This is a genomic window from Micromonospora trifolii (assembly GCF_022229005.1).
In the GTDB taxonomy this organism is placed as follows: Bacteria; Actinomycetota; Actinomycetes; order Mycobacteriales; family Micromonosporaceae; genus Micromonospora; species Micromonospora trifolii.
Genome location: NZ_JAKKFD010000020.1, coordinates 80,657 through 97,061, shown reverse-complemented (window position 1 = coordinate 97,061; position 16,405 = coordinate 80,657). Strand labels below are relative to the sequence as shown.

The window sequence follows — 16,405 nt, the reverse complement described above, 5'->3', positions numbered from 1 at the left end:
AGTCGAGTGGACGGTCAGCGGCGCACCGAGAACAGCCCCGGCGGTGGCGGATCGGAGCCGGTCGCGTCGGCGTCCCGCACCACCTGCGCGCCACCGACGAAGCGGTCCAGGTCGTCGGCGGCCACCACCCGGCCGGGGAACCAGTCGCCGGCGGCGCGCCTGGTCAGCTCCGGCACCGGCGGTGTGGACCGCCCGGCGACCAGCACCAGATTCCCGTACCGCCGCCCACGCAGCACCGCCGCGTCCCCCACCAGACAGGCCTGCGGCAGCACCGAACGGACAGTGGCGACCTGCCCACGGGCGTGCCGCAGCGGCGGACCGTCGGCCAGGTTCGCCAGGTACCAACCGGCGGGGCGGAGCACCCGGGCCACCTCGGCGGCGTACTCCACCGACGTGAGGTGAGCCGGAGTACGCGCACCGGCGAACACATCGGCGACCACCACGTCGTAGCTGGCGTCCCGGCTGGACGTCAGCACCGCCCGGGCGTCCTCCACCCGAACCCGCAACCGGGCGTCGGACGGCCACGGCAACGCCCGACGGACCAGCTCCACCAGCGCACCGTCCACCTCGGACACCCGCTGGGTGGACCCGGGCCGGGTGGCGGACACGTACCGGGGCAGGGTCAGGGCACCACCACCCAGATGCAGCACCCGCAACGGCTCACCGGCCGGTGCGATCAGATCCACGGCGGCGGCCAGCCGCCGCACGTACTCGAACTCCAGGTGGGTGGGGTCGGTCAGGTCGACGTGCGACTGCGGCGCGCCGTCCAGCAGCAGCGTCCACGAGCCGGCCCGGTCCGGAGCCGGGACGAGCTCCGCCAGCCCGGTGTCCACCTGCTCGACCACCCGGTCACCCGCCCGTTTACGCCCCACCGGAACCAGTATCCGCGTTCACCGGGCGGCGCGGGCCGCGGCGGTCAACGCACGGTGCAGCAGCCGGGAGTCGCCGAGTAGGGCCCGCAGTCGGCGCTCCAGGCCGGCGATCGGGATCAGGTTCTGCGGGGCCCGCGGATCCTTGTACGGGGTGGACGCGAAGCGCGGCAGGGTCACCAGCGACAGGTCGGCCAGCTCGATCGCCGCCTCGACGGGCAGGTCGGCGGAGCACTCCACCCGGACGACGCCCGCCCACGGCGCGCCGATCGCCACCGGCAGCCGCAAATACCACGACCAACCACCCCAGGCGGTGCCGAGCCGGAACACCGGGGACCGTTCACCCGACGCCATTCCCGTCACCACAGCGGTCAGCCGGGCATCCAGATACTGACTGTGCTGCGTCTTGATGTAGCCCAGGGTGCGCGGCAACTGCCGACGACTGCGCAGCGGGCCGTCCACCACCAACAGGTCACCGTCGACCCGGGCGGCGTCGGACACCGCCACCTCCAACGCGGTCAGCGGGCCCTGCACGGCGGCCGGCAGCTTCGCCAGCTCACCGGTGCCACCCACCCGGTGCACCGGGTAACGGATCGCACCCGCCACCACATCCTGCGCCGACGGGCTCGCTGTGAACAGGCCCCGACCAACCCGGGTGCCCGCCAACTGGGCCGCACCCCGCCCCAGGTCACACCGGACCACCCCGGCCGCGTACGAGGCGGCCAACCCGGGGAACGACAGGCCGTCGGACTCGGCCGTCCAGATGCTCGCGTCGATGCGGCGAACCCCGTCGACCAGCAACACCACGTCGGGCGCCCGCACCCCCTGGCGTACCCCGATCGCCCGCCAGTCCACGGCGGGCACCTCCACGTCAGCGTCGACCTGGGCGCTGCTCGGCGCGGCCGGCCCGGCGGCGGACGCCTCGAACGACGCCCCGTACGCCGGATCCCACGAATCCACGAAGAACGCGGCGTCACTCACGGGGCGGTCCGTCCCATCCGCGCTGCACTCCTCGCGCTCACCGACCTGGCCTTTCGTTCGCGACTGCGGGGCTCCGCTGCGCTGCACTCCTCGCGCTCACCGGCCCGTCCGCTCCACGCGCGCGGACCGGGCATCCTTGCGCACCTCGAAGCGGACCGGGATCCGCTCGGCCAACGCCGGCACGTGGGTGACCACGCCGACCATCCGATCGCCCCGGGCCGCCAGGTTTTCCAGTGTCGCCGCCACAGTGTCCAGGGTGGCGGCGTCGAGCGTGCCGAAACCCTCGTCCAGGACGATCGACTCCAGGCTCGCCGCCGTGGTGGACATCCCGGCCAACTGCTCGGAGAGCGCCAACGCCAACGCCAGCGACGCCTGGAACGTCTCACCGCCGGACAGGGTGCGCACGCCCCGCCGCAGCCCCGCGTCGTGGTGGTCGACCACCACGAACTCGCCCTTGTCGTGCACCAGCTCGTACTGCCCGGAGGACAACTCGCGCAGGATCCCCGACGCGCCGTCGACCAGCAGATCCAACGCCTCGGCCAGCAACCACCGCTCGAAGTTGTTGGCCCGCAGGTGCCCGGCGAGCGCGCGCGCCACCTGAGCCTCCCGCTCGTGCCCCGTCCGCTGCTCGCGCAACGTCCCGGCCTGCTCACGACGCTCGTGCAGCCGCCGCCGGTCGGCGTCGGCCCGCTCCACCGCCACAGTCGCCGCGTGCACCGGGTCGTCCCCGACCGGCACGTCGGCGGCGGCGAAGATGCCCGCGATGGCCCGCTGCACCCCGTCGGCCACCGACTCGGCCTCCGCCACGGCGGCGGCCCGACCGGCCCGCTCGGCGCGACGGCGGTCCGCCTCGGTGCTCGCCCACCCGGTCAGCGCCGCCCACGCGGCAGCCACGTCGTCCCGTTCGGTCGCCGGTGGGCCGAATCGGGCCAACCCGTCGCGGGCGGTGTCGAAGGCCCGCCATGCCGCCCGCAGCCGCTCCTCGGCGGCGTCCACACCGGCCCGGGCCTGCCGAGCTGTCTCGCGGCCGGCCCGTACCGCCGTCGCGGCCTCCTCCAGCGCGCGCCGCAACCGGGCGTGCTCGGCCAACTCCCGGCGCAGCACGGCCGGCTCGGCCGCGCCGGTGAGCTGCCCGTCCAGCTCGGCCAGCCGGGTCTCCATCTGCTCCTGCCGGGCACGCGCCTGCACCAGCAGCCGCTCCAGCTCCCGCGCCGCCGTGTCCCGCTCCTGCACAGTGGTCTGCGCGGCCTTGGTCGCGGCCCGCGCGGCCTTGCCCGCCGCCGTCGCTGCGGCCACCGCCGAATCGGCCGGCACCGCCGGCACCTCGGCCACCGGCTGCTCGCACACCGGGCACGCCGCACCGGCGTGCAGGTGCACCCGCAGGCTCACCGCCAGGTCGGTGGCCTTCGCCTCCTCGTGGGCTCGGAAGGCCGCCTCCAGCTCGGCGTCGGCCCGCTCGGCGACCACCCGTGCGGCGGCGAGGGCCGCCACCGCCGCGGCGTGCTCGTCGGTCGCCGCGCGCACCGTCGCCCGGACCGTGTCGGCCTCGCCGGACAACCGATCCCGATCGTCGTACGCCCGCAGTTGCAGTAGCAGCGCGCTCTCGTCACCGGCGGCGGCCAGCTCGCCGCGCAGCTTGTCCTCCCGCTCCTCGGCCAGGGACACCGCTGTCGCCGCCGCCTCGGCGTCGGCCCGCGCCGCGGTGACCGCGCGAGCGACAGCGGTCACCCCACCCGGCGCGCGCACCCCGGTCAGCACTGTCAACTCGTCGTCCAGCGCGGTCAGCGCCGCAGCGGCCTCCCGTGCGGTGACCCGGGCCGCCGCCAGCTCCGGCACCGCCTCGGCCACCGCCGCCGCCAGCCCGACCATCCGGTCCACCCGGGCGTCGGCCTCGGCCAACGCCTCGTCGTCCACGCCGGTCAACCCGGCGAGCACCTGGTCGACAGCCTCCAGCCGGGCCTCCGCCTGCGCGGCGCGCGCCGTCGCCTTCTTCTGCACGTCCTCGTAGACGCCGAGGCCCAGCAGGTTGACCAGGATCTGTTGCCGCGTCGCCGGCTTGGCGTGCAGGAAGTCGGCGAACTGCCCCTGTGGCAGCACCACGCAGCTGGTGAACTGCTCGTACGGCAGCCCCACCGCCTCCAGCACCGCCTGCTCCATCTCGGCGGGGGTGCCGGCCACCACCTCGCCGAGGTCGTCCGGGCTCAACCCGGTGTCCAGTTTGGTGACGTCGAAGCCGGCCGGCATCAGCTGCAACCCGGCGTTCGAGGTCTTCACGTTGCCCCGGCCGTCCCGGCGGACCACCCGGGTCGCCACGTACCGGGCGCCGCCGGACTCGAAGACCAACCGCACCCGCGCCTCGGTCGCCGACGGCGCGAGAGCGTTCGCCAACCCTCGGGCGCCACCCCAGCGGGGCACCATGCCGTAGAGGGCGAAGCAGATCGCGTCCAGCACCGTCGACTTACCCGAACCGGTCGGGCCGATCAATGCGAAGAAGTCGGCGTCGGTGAAGTCGACTGTGGTCTCGTCCCGGAAGACAGTGAACCCGGCCATGTCCAACCGCATCGGACGCATCAGTGATCGACCTCCTCGAAAAGCTCGTCGAAGAGCTCCCGGACACCCTCGTCGGCGTGGCCCCGGCTGTCCAGGTAGTCGGCGAACAACTCCCGGGGCGAACGCCCCGACCGCTGGGCGATGCGCGCGCCGCTGCCCGGCGCGGCCAGCAGCTCCGGGTCGATCCGGATCTCCAGGGCCCGGGGGAGCAACTCCTGGATCTCCTCGCGCAGGCCGGCGCGCGGCTGCTCCCGCACGTACACCCGCAGCCACGCGTCCGGTGCCTCGATCTCGGCGAGCTGGGCCAGCGTGCCCCGCACCGTCCGCAGGGCGCTCGCCGCCGTCACCGGCACCTCCCGCACCCGGGCGGCGGTGCTGGCCGTCACCTCGACCATCGTCACCGAGGGGATGTTCTCCTGCTCACCGAAGTCCACGGCGAGCGGGCTGCCGCTGTACCGCACCGGGCAGGGGCCCGCGACCCGCTGCGCCCGGTGCAGGTGCCCCAGCGCCACGTAGTGCGCGGTGGCCGGGAAGACGGTGGCCGGAACGGCGTAGCCCAACACGGTGTGCGCGTCGCGCTCGCCACCACCGGTGGCCGCGCCGGTCACCGTCAGATGCGCCGTGACCAGGTGCACCCGGTCCGGTTCGGTGAAACCCTCGGTCAGTCGCCCCAGCACCCGACCCAGGTGGTCGGCGTACGTCTGGTTGGTCTCCGCTGCGGTCAGCTCGTACATCTCCAACGCGCGCACCGCGTACCGCTGGGACAGGAACGGCAACGCGGCCAGTCGCCACCGCTCGCCACCGGCGGTGGTGCCGTCGATGACATGCTCGTCCGGATTCTCCCGCACCCCGCCGCGCAGGGTGATGCCGGCGGCATCGGCCCACGGGCGCAGCGCGTCCAGCGCCGGGCCGTTGTCGTGGTTGCCGCCGATCGCCACCACGTCCGCGCCGGTCCGCCGCAACGCCGTCAACGCCCTGGTGACCAGACGGGTCGCCTCCGAGCTGGGCGCGGCGGTGTCGTAGAGGTCACCGGCGACGATCACCAGATCCGGCTGTTCGGCACGGGCGATCTCGATCACCCCGGCCAGCACGGCCTTGTGCTCGTCGGCCCGGGACTGCCCCTTGAGCACCTTTCCCACGTGCCAGTCGGAGGTGTGCAGGATCTTCATCGCTGTGCTGGCCCCTAGCTAGAACGGGATGTCGTCGTCGGTGCCGCCGCCGGAGCCCACCACGGCGAATGGGTCGGCCGACTGGGTGATCGAGCGCAGCGTCTCCGATGGTGCCCGGCCCGCCTCGGAGACCCGGGTGGCCCAGGCCGGGAACGGGAACTCCAGGCAGAGCGGCACCGGGATGTCCGGCTGGTTGACGAACATGGTGCCGGGCTTGGCCAGCAACGCGCGCTGGCGCTGCGCGGGCGGCAGGAAGCCGTACTCCGGGCGGGACGCCTCGGCCGGGTCGAGCCGGCCGACCACCCGGATCGCCGAGTTGGTGACGATCCGCCGCTCCACCTCGCTCGCCGTCTGCTGCGCGCCGATCAGGATCACACCGAGCGAGCGACCCCGCTCGGCGATGTCCAGCAGGACCTCCTTGATCGGCGAGGAGCCCTCCCGGGGGGCGTACTTGTTCAGCTCGTCGAGGACGACGAAGAGCAGCGGCTTGGCGGTGCCGGACTTCTCCTTGCGCTCGAACTCGCTCTTGAGCGTCACACCGACCACGAACCGCTGCGCGCGGTCGGGAAGGTTGTGCAGGTCGACCACAGTGACCTGGGCCGACTCGCTCGTGTTGATCGAGTGGGGGCGGCGGGTGGCGAGGTCACCACGGATCAGCCGGGCCAGGTCCTTCTTGCTGCCGATCAACCGCCGGGCGAACGCGTTGACGGTGCCCAGCCCCACCGCGCTGCCCGCCCAGTCGGAACGGGTCTCGTCGTCGTTGAGCTGATCGACGATGTGGTCGACCAGATCGCCGTAGGAGCCGAGCCGGACCCCGTCGATGCTCACCCCGCCGTCGGCGGGCTGGGCGTAGCGGGCCAGGTGCGCGGCCACCGAGTGGACCACCATCGTGTACTGCTGGCGCTCGTCGTCGGCGTCGGCGAAGACGTACGGCAGCAGGCGGTCGGTGCAGAACTCGCTCAGCGTCCAGTAGAAGGCGTCGACGCCGGTGAGCCGGCTGCTCACATCCGGCGTGCCAGCCGAGTCACCGACCCGGGGCGGGGCGTACACCCGCACGTCGGGGAAGGCGCCGGCGCTCAACCCGAGCTTCGCGTACGCCGCGCGGGTGGGCTCGTCGAGGCGGGTGTTGGGGTGGTCCAGGAAGAGCAGATCCTCACCCTTGACGTTGAAGATCAGCGCCTTGGCGTTGACCGCGTCGCCGCCCAGCACGCCGGAGCGGAACACCGAGTAGAGCAGGAAGGTGGCGAAGCTGGTCTTGGTGGCCACCCCGGAGATGCCGGAGATGGAGACGTGCGCGCCCCGACTGCCGTCGAGGAAGTCGGCGTTGAGGTAGACCGGGACCCCGTCCCGACCCATCCCCATCGGGATGCGCCGCTCCATCCGGTCGAAGTGCAGCGCGCGCGCCCGGGCGTCACCCTCGGCCCGGTGCACCACAGCGCCCGGGGTCGGCGGCACGTACAGCTCGGGATCGACCCGGGTGGTGGTGACCTCGGCCGCCTCCTGCACCTGCGCGGGCAGCGTGCCGTCGGCGATGGCGAACACGTCGGAGTCGAACTGGGCGCCCTCGTGCCGAGCGCGGACCTGGGTGACCACCCCGGCGATCGTCACCGGCTCCCGGTCTGGCAGCTCCCGTCGGGTGACCACCACGTCGTCGAGCTGGAGGTAACTGCCGGGCGCCACTGCCGTCCAGAACTGCAACGGGGTGGCATCGGCGGTGCCCAGCACCCGCCCGACCGCCTCGCCAGGGCTGTCGAGGTCGGCGTCGGTCATCGGGCGACTCGGGTCGATCGGGCAGCACGGTCGGGAACCATGCTGTGCATCCTGCCCGAGGAGTACGACAGGTCGCCATGCGACGCGGCGGACGACACCATGCGCCGTCACACTCATGACGCTGAGTGCTCGACCGAGCGCATGAGGTGGGCGGGAGTCGTGTAGGCATGCACCGCGCGGGGCCGGCACTCAACCCTCCGGGCGTCGGTGGCGTTACCTAGGCATGGAGCACCCGTGAATGACGACTTCGGCGCCTTCGTCGCGACGAGCGGCCCGCGGCTGCTCCGCTTCGCCGTGCTGATCACCGGGCAGCGGGCGGACGCCGAGGACCTGCTGCAGGAGGTGTTGGAGGAGGCGTACCCGCGCTGGCACGTGGTCCGGCAACGGCAGCCGGAGGCCTACCTTCGTCGTGCGATGACCAACCGGCTCGTCAGCCGGTGGCGCTCGCCGTGGAACCGGCGTCGGGTCGCCGGCCTTCCGGACGCGGTGCCGCAGGATGAGATGACCCGGGTCGACGACCGGGAGTTGCTGCTGGCGGCACTGCGGGAGCTTCCACCGCGGATGCGGGCGGTGGTGGTGGTCCGGTACTGGCTCGGCTTCTCCGAGGCGGAGGCAGCTGCCGAACTCGACTGTTCCGTGGGCTCGGTGAAGAGCCAGGCTTCCCGCGGTCTGCACCGCCTGCGGGCCCGCCTGGAGGAAGCCGGTGTTCCCCCACTCGACCTCGACCTCGCGGAGGAGAACCATGCGTGACAACGAGGTGGCTGCCCTGCTCGACCACGCCGTCGCGACCGTGGAGCTGCCACCCGGTCTCGCCCAACGGGTCGTCACGAGAAGCCGGGCGCGTCGCCGGCGGCGTCTGCTGCTGTCGGGCGGCGCGGCAGCTGTGGTGGTCGCCGCCGGGGCGCTGGTGCTTCCGCAACTGGGGCCGGCCGGTGGCGAGGACGGGGGCACCGGGCCGAGCGCCGCTGTCGACGTCCCGGCCGGAATCGTCGGCCCTGACGGTCGACCGGTGACGCCGGCGCAGGTCGTGGCGGTCGGCCGGGTCGGAACGGAGACGCTCGTGCTGATCCGACGGGAACCGCGCGATGGGGAGCGGGCCGCCGGGGGACGGGTGGCCGAGGTCATCGTCGCCCCGGACGCGGGCGAACCGCGCCGGTTGCTCGACCACCTCTCGTACGACCTGGCCTGCGTTGACGGTGATGGGGTCTGCGAGGCTGTCCGATCCACCGGCGGTGGGCTGGGCGTTGCCGTGGCCCGACGCTCCGGCGGCCGGCTCTACGTCCTGGTCCAGGCGCCGCCGGGGCGTACCGTCGAGGTCGTCGCCAACGGCGTGCCGCATCCCCTCGGCGCGGCGCCGCGGGGCGCGGTGGTCGAGGTGGTCGCCGCCGAGCCGTACGAAGAGGTGCAGGTCTGGGCGAGCACCGAGGACGGTCGGCGCTACCAGATCCCGTGGGCTCCCGGGGCGGTGCTCGTCGACTGAGATCTCACCGGCGGGCGTGGCGGAGCAGGAGGACGCCGTCCTCGGCGGCGAGCACATGCCGCAGTGCCAGGTGCCGGGGCGGCGCGGCGTCGCCGGCGGTGATCCGGCCCGGTCCGGGGCCGGCCAGCAGCGGCGCGACGGTGAGACACAGCTCGTCCACCAGGTCGGCGGCGGTCAGCGCGCCGAGCAGGTGGGGCCCGCCCTCGCAGAGCAGTTGGGTGAGCCCGCGTCGGTGCAGCTCGGCGAGGCCGGCGGCCAGGTCGACCCGCTCGACGCCGCAGCGCAGCACGTCGGCGACGTCGGTCAGCCCGGGTGGCGGATCGGCGTCGGCGTGGGTGAGCACCACCGGGCGGGTCGGCGCGTCGGCGAAGGCGGCCTGCGCCGGGTCCAGGTCGAGCGAACCGGAGACGACCACCAGCGTCGGGTACTCGGCCAGCCCGTTGGCGCGGCGCCAGGCGCGGCGGCGCTCGTTGAGCCGGACCGCCCGGTAGCCCTCGTGGCGGAGCGTGCCGGCGGCCACCACCAGGGCGTCGCAGACCATCCGCAGCAGGCCGAACACCCGCTTGTCCGGCTCGCCGGAGAGACCGGCGGAGTAGCCGTCCACGGTGACCGCGCCGTCGAGGCTGGACACGAAGTTCACCCGCAGTCGGGGCTCGTCGGCGCGGCCGTAGAGGGAGGTCAGCGCGGCGTCGTCGAGCGGCTGCGTCGACGGCTCGGGCCAGAGCCGTCGGATCGGAATTCCGACGGTCATTCGCCGGCCGGACCGGTGACCGGAGGGGTGGGTTCGGCGGTACGGTGCTGGCAGTCGCACCAGTTCCGGCCCGGGCAGTCGTCGTGTCGCCGGGCCCGGCACGCTCGGCAGATCATGCTCGCAGCCTAAGCCGCGGGAGGACAGGACAGCATGTCGCGTCAGATCTTCCAGCTGAAGATGTCCCTCACCGGGACCCGCCCGCCGGTGTGGCGCCGGGTGCTCGTGCCGGCCGGCTACACGCTGGACCGGCTGCACCGGGTGGTGCAGCACGCGATGGGTTGGCGGGACTGCCACCTGCACTCGTTCGAGATCGACGCGATGCAGTACGGCGAGCCGGACCCGGACGGGGAGTTGGCGTTGCACGACGAGTTGGACGTGCGGCTCGACGCGGTGCTCGGCAAGGGCAGCCGGTTCTCCTACACGTACGACTTCGGCGACTGGTGGGAGCACGACCTGGTCGTGGAGGACGCGTTGACGGCCGACCCCGACGAGCGGTATCCGCTCTGCCTGGCCGGCGAGCGGGCCTGCCCGCCGGAGGGTGTCGGCGGTCCGTTGGGCTACCAGGCGCTCCTGGAAGCCCTGGATGAGCAGAGCGAAACGGCCGACCCGGTCAGTGCCCGCCACGCGATGCTGCGCGACTGGGCGGGTTCGACCTTCGACCCGTCCCGCTTCGACCCCGCCCGCGCAACCACCCTCCTCCGCCACTTCTGCTGACCGCCCACGCCCGCCCCTCCGGGGCCCGGCGTTGTTGATCAAGAAGTTTGCGTCAGTGGCGCCACGTTTCCTGACCGAAACCTCTTGATCACCGAGGTGGGGCGGGGGGTGTGGTTGGGGTGAGTGCGGTGGGAGTGGTCAGCGGTAACGATCTGGGAACGCTCCCAACGTCCTATTGACACTCCCGTTACGCGCCGGCAATCTCATGGGAGCGCTCCCGGAGGTGGTGTGTGTCACTCACGGACCCCGGTCTGGCGCGATGAGCACCCCCCACCACACACATCCAGCCTCACCACCGGAAAGAGGGGTCAGCGAATGAGTGTCACCACGCGGCGTACCCGCCTGGCGGCCGCTGCCCTGGCCGCGATCACCGCGGTCAGCGGTCTCGCAGCCTGCGGCAACGACGACGACAAGCCGGCGGCCGGCGAGAAGCCGGCCAAGCTGGTCGTCGACACCTTCGGCGAGATGGGCTACGACGAGCTCGTCAAGCAGTACGAGAAGGACACCGGCATCAAGGTCGAGCTGCGCAAGACCGCGCAGCTCGGTGAGTACCGGCCGAAGCTGGTCCGCTACCTGGCCACCGGCAAGGGCGCGGCGGACGTCACCGCCCTGGAAGAGGGCATCCTCAACGAGTTCAAGCCCAACGCGCGCAACTGGGAGGACCTCGCGCCGCTGACCTCGGACCACTCCAAGGAGTACCTGCCCTGGAAGTGGGAGCTGGGCAAGGCGCCGGACGGCCGGCTGATCGGCCTGCCGACCGACGTCGGCAGCCTCGCCGTCTGCTACCGCAAGGACCTGTTCCAGGCGGCCGGTCTGCCCACCGAGCGCGACCAGGTGTCGGCGCTCTGGCCGGACTGGAAGGGCTTCCACGACGCCGGTCTGAAGTACAAGCAGGGCACCGGCGGCAAGGCGTTCATCGACTCGATCACCGCCGTCTCCAACGGTGTGCTCTTCCAGGGCAACGGTGACCTGTTCTACGACAAGGAAGACAACATCATCGCGGATACCAGCCCCGCGGTGAAGAACGCCTGGGACACCGCCACCTCGATGGCTGACATCTCCGCCAAGGCGTCCACCTGGTCGCCGGAGTGGTCGGGTGGCTTCAAGCAGGGCACCTTCGCGGCCACCTTCTGCCCGTCCTGGATGCTCGGCATCGTGTCGGACAACTCCGGTCCGGCCAACAAGGGCAAGTGGGATGTCGCGTCCGTGCCGGGCGGCGGCGGTAACTGGGGCGGCTCGTGGCTCGCGGTTCCGGCGCAGAGCAAGTACCCGAAGGAGGCGGCGAAGCTCGCTGAGTACCTGACCAACGCGAAGAGCCAGGTCGAGGCCTTCAAGCTCAAGGGTCCGCTGCCGACGAACCTGGAGGCGCTGAAGAACGACGCGTTCATCAGCTACACCAACGAGTACTTCAGCAACGCGCCGACCGGCAAGATCTTCGGGGAGAGCGTCGCCAAGATCCAGCCGACCCACCTGGGTCCGAAGCACCAGGCGGTCAAGGAGAACGCACTCGAGCCGGCTCTGCGGGCGTTCGAGAACGGGCAGGCCGACAAGGCGAAGGCCTGGGAGCAGTTCACGAAGGACGCCAAGACTCAGGGCGCCTTCTGAGTGATCTCCTGCCGGTGGCGTTCGGGGTTTCCCGGACGCCACCGGCCGGTCCCCTCCGCGTAGCGCCCTGCGCGAGGGCCCCCGGGCCTCGCCGGAAAAGGAAATTCGCATGAGCCTGTCGGCCACGACGGCACGGCCGTCGCCAGCAGCACCGCCCTCTCCCGACGTCTCTCGCCGACGTCGACGGGGAAGGTTACTCAACCGCCTCGATGTCAAGTACTCGCCGTACCTCTACATCGCCCCGTTCTTTCTGATCTTCGGCATCTTCGGGCTGTACCCGATGCTGCGTACCGCCTGGATGTCGCTGCACGACTGGGACATGATCGGCGAGCACACGTTCATCGGCTTCGACAACTACACCCGCCTGTTCTCCGACGAGTACTTCTGGAACGCGCTGGTCAACACGTTCGGCATCTTCGCCCTGTCGACCATCCCGCAGTTGTTGCTCGCCCTCTTCCTGGCGAACCTGCTCAACCGGAGCCTCCTGCGCGCCAAGACCTTCTTCCGGATGGCCATCTTCATGCCGAACGTGGTGTCGGTGGCCGCCGTCGCGATCGTCTTCGGGATGTTGTTCCAGCGGGAGTTCGGCCTGTTCAACTGGCTGCTCAGCTTCGTCGGCGTCGATCCGGTCGACTGGGACGGGCACCGGTGGAGTTCCTGGACGGCCATCTCCTCCATGGTCAACTGGCGGTGGACCGGGTACAACACCCTGATCCTGCTCGCCGGCATGCAGGCGATCCCGAAGGACCTCTACGAGGCCGCGGAGATCGATGGCGCCAGTCCGTGGCGCCAGTTCTGGCAGATCACGCTGCCCATGCTCAAGCCCACCTTCATCTTCGTGGTCATCCTGTCCACGATCGGCGGCATGCAGCTCTTCACCGAGCCCCTGCTCTTCGGCAACGGCAACATCATCGGCGGCAACCAGCGGGAGTTCCAGACGCTGGCCATGTACATGTACGAGATGGGCATCGTGAACCTGAACACCGCAGGCTACGGAGCCGCGATCGCCTGGGCGATCTTCATGATCATCATCGTGGTGTCGCTGTTCAACTTCCTACTCGTCCGCCGCTCGGCGAAGTGAGGAGAGATCGATGATCTCGGCTTCCCAGCGCCTGTGGCGCACCAGCCCGCTGACCTACCTGGCGCTCGTCCTGGCGGCGCTGCTGTCGATCTACCCGTTCTACTACATGCTGGTGATCGGCAGTCGCAGCCTGGACAACATCAACGACGTGCCGCCGCCGTTGACCCCCGGCGGCGCGTTCGGTGACAACTTCGGGCGGGTGCTCGACAACGACGCCGCCAACTTCCTCACCGGCATGATGAACTCGATCATCGTCTCCTCGGTGGTCACCGTCTCGGTGGTGCTCACCGGTTCGCTGGCCGGGTTCGCCTTCGCCAAGCTGAAGTTCCGGGGCAGCAACGCCCTCCTGCTGGCGATCATCGTCACCATGATGATCCCGACCCAGATGGGGCTCATCCCGCTCTGGGGCATGATGCAGGACCTGGGGTGGTACGACACCCTCTACGCGGTCACCGTGCCGTTCCTGGTCACCGCCTTCGGCGTGTTCATGATGCGGCAGTACGCCAGCCAGGCGATCTCCGACGAGCTGATCGAGGCCGGCCGCGTCGACGGCGCCAGCACGTTCCGGATCTACTGGAGCATCGTGCTACCCGCGCTGCGTCCCGCCGCCGGCGTCCTCGGCCTGCTGACCTTCATGGAGACCTGGAACTCGTTCCTCTGGCCGTACGCCATCCTCACCCCGGAGAACCCGACCCTCCAGGTCTCGCTCTCCTTCCTCTCGTACGCCTACTACACCGATTACTCCCAGGTGTTCGCCGCCACGGCGATCGGCACCATCCCCCTGGTAATCGTGTTTCTCGTGTTCGGCCGCCAGATCATCGGCGGGATCATGGAAGGTGCCGTCAAGTCGTGAGCAACCCCGCCAGCCCACCCGCCGTCGACGTCCTCGACGAGCGCCCCGGGCTGACCTTTCCACCCGGATTCCTCTGGGGGGCCGCGACGGCGGCGTACCAGATCGAGGGGGCGGCGGCCGTGGACGGCCGTGCCCCGTCGATCTGGGACACCTTCAGCCACACCGAGGGTCGGGTCGTCGCCGGGCACACCGGGGACGTGGCGTGCGACCACTACCACCGCCTCGGCGACGACGTCGCGCTGATGGCCGAGCTGGGCCTGAAGTCGTACCGTTTCTCGGTCTCCTGGTCCCGGGTGCAGCCCGGCGGCACCGGCGCCGCCAACCCGGCTGGTTTGGACTTCTACCGGAGACTGGTGGACGAGTTGCTGGCCAACGGCATCGAGCCGTGGCTCACCCTCTACCACTGGGATCTGCCGCAGCCGCTGGAAGACGCCGGCGGTTGGCCGGCTCGGGACACCGCTGCCCGCTTCGCCGACTACACGACGCTGATGGCCGACGCGCTCGGTGACCGGGTGCGCTACTGGACCACGCTGAACGAGCCGTGGTGCTCCGCGTTCCTCGGCTACGGCTCCGGCGTGCACGCCCCCGGCCGCACCAACGGAGCGGACGCGGTTCGCGCCGGACACCACCTGATGCTCGGTCACGGCCTGGCCGTGCAGGCACTGCGGGCCGCCCGGCCGGCCGCCGAGGTGGGCGTGACCGTCAACCTCTACCCGGTCGACCCGGCCAGCGACACCCCCGCCGACTCCGACGCCGCCCGGCGGATCGACGGGTTGGCCAACCGGTTCTTCCTGGACCCGCTGCTGCGTGGTTCGTACCCGGAGGACCTGGTGGCCGACCTCAGCACGGTGACCGACTTCGACCACGTGCGCGACGGCGACCTGGCGACCATCTCCACGCCGCTGGACCTGGTCGGGGTCAACTACTACAGCCGGCACGTGGTCGCCGCGCCGGTCGAGGGCGTCGAGGCCGACCCGGCCCCCTCGTGCTGGCCGGGCAGCGAGGACGTCCGGTTCGTCACCCGTGGCGTCCCGGTCACCGACATGGGCTGGGAGATCGACGCCCCCGGCCTGACCGAGACGCTGCGCCGGGTGAACGGCTACACCGACCTGCCCCTGTACGTCACCGAAAACGGCTCCGCGTTCGTCGACTCACTGGTCGACGGGGAGGTCGACGACGTCGATCGATTGGCCTACTTCGATGCCCACCTGCGCGCCGCCCACCAGGCGATCGACGCCGGAGTGCCTCTGCGGGGATACTTTGCCTGGTCGTTGATGGATAATTTCGAGTGGGCCTGGGGTTACACCAAGCGGTTCGGCATGATCCACGTCGACTATGACAGCCAGGTCCGCACCCCCAAGTCCAGCGCCAAGTGGTACGCCTCGGTGATCCGGCGCAACGGTCTGGCCGCACAATAGGCTCGGGCCAGCCATCAGGACGGCCCCGGCGTCCACCTCCCGCAGGTGGCGCCGGGTCCGCCCGCCGTCGGAGGAGCAGACGATGACAACGCAGCGCACCCGGTCGCTCGGGCGCCCGACCCTCGACGCGGTCGCGGCGCGTGCCGGCGTCGGTCGGGGCACGGTCTCCCGCGTGGTCAACGGCTCGCCCCAGGTCAGCCCGGAGGCCCGGGCCGCGGTCCAACAGGCCATCGCGGAGCTGGGGTACGTCCCGAACCGGGCCGCCCGAGCGCTCGTCACCCAGCGGACCGACTCCGTCGCGCTGGTGGTGTCAGAATCCGGCGAGCGGGTCTTCACCGAGCCGTTCTTCGCCAGCATCGTGCGGGGGATCAGCTCCGGGCTGTTGGAGACGCCGATGCAGCTCTGGTTGGCCATGGCCCAGTCGCCGGTGGAGCGGGAACGGGTCGAGCACCACCTCACCAACCAGCACGTCGACGGCGTCCTGCTGCTGTCGTTGCACGACTCCGACCCGCTGCCGACGCTGCTGGAGGAGCGCGGCCTGCCCGCCGTGCTCGGCGGTCGGCCCGCCCGGATGCTGCAACCCGGCGCCCAACCGGCCTGGTTTGTCGACGTGGACAACGTTGGCGGGGCCCGGCAGGCGGTGGAGTACCTGGCGCGGCAGGGGCGGCGACGTGTCGCCACCATCGCCGGTCCGCAGGACATGGGTGCCGGCCTGGCCCGCTTGGCCGGCTACACCGACGCGGTAAAGGCCACCGGCGCCAGCGTCAACCCCGACCTGATCGCGTACGGCGACTTCAGCGAGGGCAGCGGCGCGGCGGGAATGCGCCGGCTGTTGGAGGTCTGCCCGGACCTGGACGCGGTCTTCGTCGCGTCCGACCTCATGGCGTTCGGCGCGCTGCGTACCCTGCGCGAGGCCGGCCGCCGCGTGCCGCAGGACGTCGCGGTGATCGGCTTCGACGACGCGACCATCGCCCGACAGGCCGAACCGCCGTTGACCACTGTCTTCCAGCCGGTGGAGGAGATGGGCCGGCAGATGGCCCACCTGCTGGTGGCCCGGATCCGTGGCGAGGAGCTACCCGCCTCCCACATCCTCCTGGACACGCAACTGGTCCACCGAGCCTCCGCCTGACACACCCACCCGGGCTGCTCCGTTGATCATGAAGT

General features: G+C 71.4%; 14 protein-coding genes. 8 read left to right on the top strand and 6 right to left on the bottom strand.

Going from position 1 to position 16,405, the window contains the following annotated elements:
• Window positions 1–14: 14 nt before the first annotated feature.
• The 5 genes from NIE79_RS13425 to NIE79_RS13405 form a co-directional block, all read right to left on the bottom strand.
• Complete coding sequence (locus NIE79_RS13425) at window positions 15–872, bottom strand: spermidine synthase (RefSeq protein WP_238678865.1); 858 nt, start codon at window positions 870–872, stop codon at window positions 15–17.
• An 18-nt stretch (window positions 873–890) separates the two neighbouring features.
• Window positions 891–1,850 carry a hypothetical protein gene (locus NIE79_RS13420; RefSeq protein ID WP_238678864.1) on the bottom strand — a complete coding sequence of 320 codons (960 nt, stop codon included), beginning with the start codon at window positions 1,848–1,850 and terminating at the stop codon, window positions 891–893.
• A gap of 96 nt (window positions 1,851–1,946) precedes the next feature.
• Entirely contained in the window at window positions 1,947–4,421 is a 2,475-nt protein-coding gene (locus NIE79_RS13415) for an AAA family ATPase (RefSeq protein WP_238678863.1), read from the bottom strand.
• Entirely contained in the window at window positions 4,421–5,569 is a 1,149-nt protein-coding gene (locus NIE79_RS13410; RefSeq protein WP_238678862.1) for an exonuclease SbcCD subunit D, read from the bottom strand. The genes NIE79_RS13415 and NIE79_RS13410 overlap by 1 nt, the downstream gene beginning before the upstream one ends.
• An 18-nt stretch (window positions 5,570–5,587) precedes the next feature.
• Window positions 5,588–7,339 (bottom strand): ATP-binding protein, encoded by a 1,752-nt coding sequence (locus NIE79_RS13405; RefSeq protein WP_238678861.1) that lies wholly within the window; start codon window positions 7,337–7,339, stop codon window positions 5,588–5,590.
• 234 nt (window positions 7,340–7,573) lie between these two features.
• On the opposite strand from NIE79_RS13405, the gene NIE79_RS13400 reads away from it, so the two are divergent.
• Both NIE79_RS13400 and NIE79_RS13395 read left to right on the top strand, forming a co-directional pair.
• Window positions 7,574–8,089: a SigE family RNA polymerase sigma factor gene (locus NIE79_RS13400; protein WP_238678860.1), complete on the top strand. Its 516-nt coding sequence runs from the start codon at window positions 7,574–7,576 to the stop codon at window positions 8,087–8,089.
• A complete protein-coding gene (locus NIE79_RS13395) occupies window positions 8,082–8,819 on the top strand; it encodes a hypothetical protein (protein WP_238678859.1) in 738 nt (245 codons plus the stop codon). The genes NIE79_RS13400 and NIE79_RS13395 overlap by 8 nt, the downstream gene beginning before the upstream one ends.
• Window positions 8,820–8,823: 4 nt before the next feature.
• Here NIE79_RS13395 and NIE79_RS13390 read toward each other — a convergent pair whose 3' ends face one another.
• Window positions 8,824–9,570 carry a pyrimidine reductase family protein gene (locus NIE79_RS13390; protein WP_238678858.1) on the bottom strand — a complete coding sequence of 249 codons (747 nt, stop codon included), beginning with the start codon at window positions 9,568–9,570 and terminating at the stop codon, window positions 8,824–8,826.
• A 150-nt stretch (window positions 9,571–9,720) separates the two neighbouring features.
• Between NIE79_RS13390 and NIE79_RS13385 the strand changes: the two genes are divergently transcribed.
• From NIE79_RS13385 to NIE79_RS13360, 6 genes are all read left to right on the top strand, one after another.
• Window positions 9,721–10,284, top strand: a complete 564-nt coding sequence (locus tag NIE79_RS13385; RefSeq protein WP_238678857.1) for a plasmid pRiA4b ORF-3 family protein — start codon at window positions 9,721–9,723, stop codon at window positions 10,282–10,284.
• A 315-nt stretch (window positions 10,285–10,599) separates the two neighbouring features.
• A complete protein-coding gene (locus NIE79_RS13380) occupies window positions 10,600–11,889 on the top strand; it encodes an ABC transporter substrate-binding protein (RefSeq protein ID WP_238678856.1) in 1,290 nt (429 codons plus the stop codon).
• Between the two features lie 109 nt (window positions 11,890–11,998).
• Complete coding sequence (locus NIE79_RS13375; RefSeq protein ID WP_238678855.1) at window positions 11,999–12,970, top strand: carbohydrate ABC transporter permease; 972 nt, start codon at window positions 11,999–12,001, stop codon at window positions 12,968–12,970.
• Window positions 12,971–12,980: 10 nt separating this feature from the next.
• A complete protein-coding gene (locus NIE79_RS13370; protein ID WP_238678854.1) occupies window positions 12,981–13,823 on the top strand; it encodes a carbohydrate ABC transporter permease in 843 nt (280 codons plus the stop codon).
• Window positions 13,820–15,241: a GH1 family beta-glucosidase gene (locus NIE79_RS13365; protein ID WP_238678853.1), complete on the top strand. Its 1,422-nt coding sequence runs from the start codon at window positions 13,820–13,822 to the stop codon at window positions 15,239–15,241. Before NIE79_RS13370 ends, NIE79_RS13365 begins: the two co-directional genes overlap by 4 nt.
• 82 nt (window positions 15,242–15,323) lie before the next feature.
• On the top strand, window positions 15,324–16,370 hold the full coding sequence (locus NIE79_RS13360; protein WP_238678852.1) for a LacI family DNA-binding transcriptional regulator: 1,047 nt from the start codon (window positions 15,324–15,326) through the stop codon (window positions 16,368–16,370).
• The last annotated feature ends 35 nt before the right edge of the window (window positions 16,371–16,405 follow it).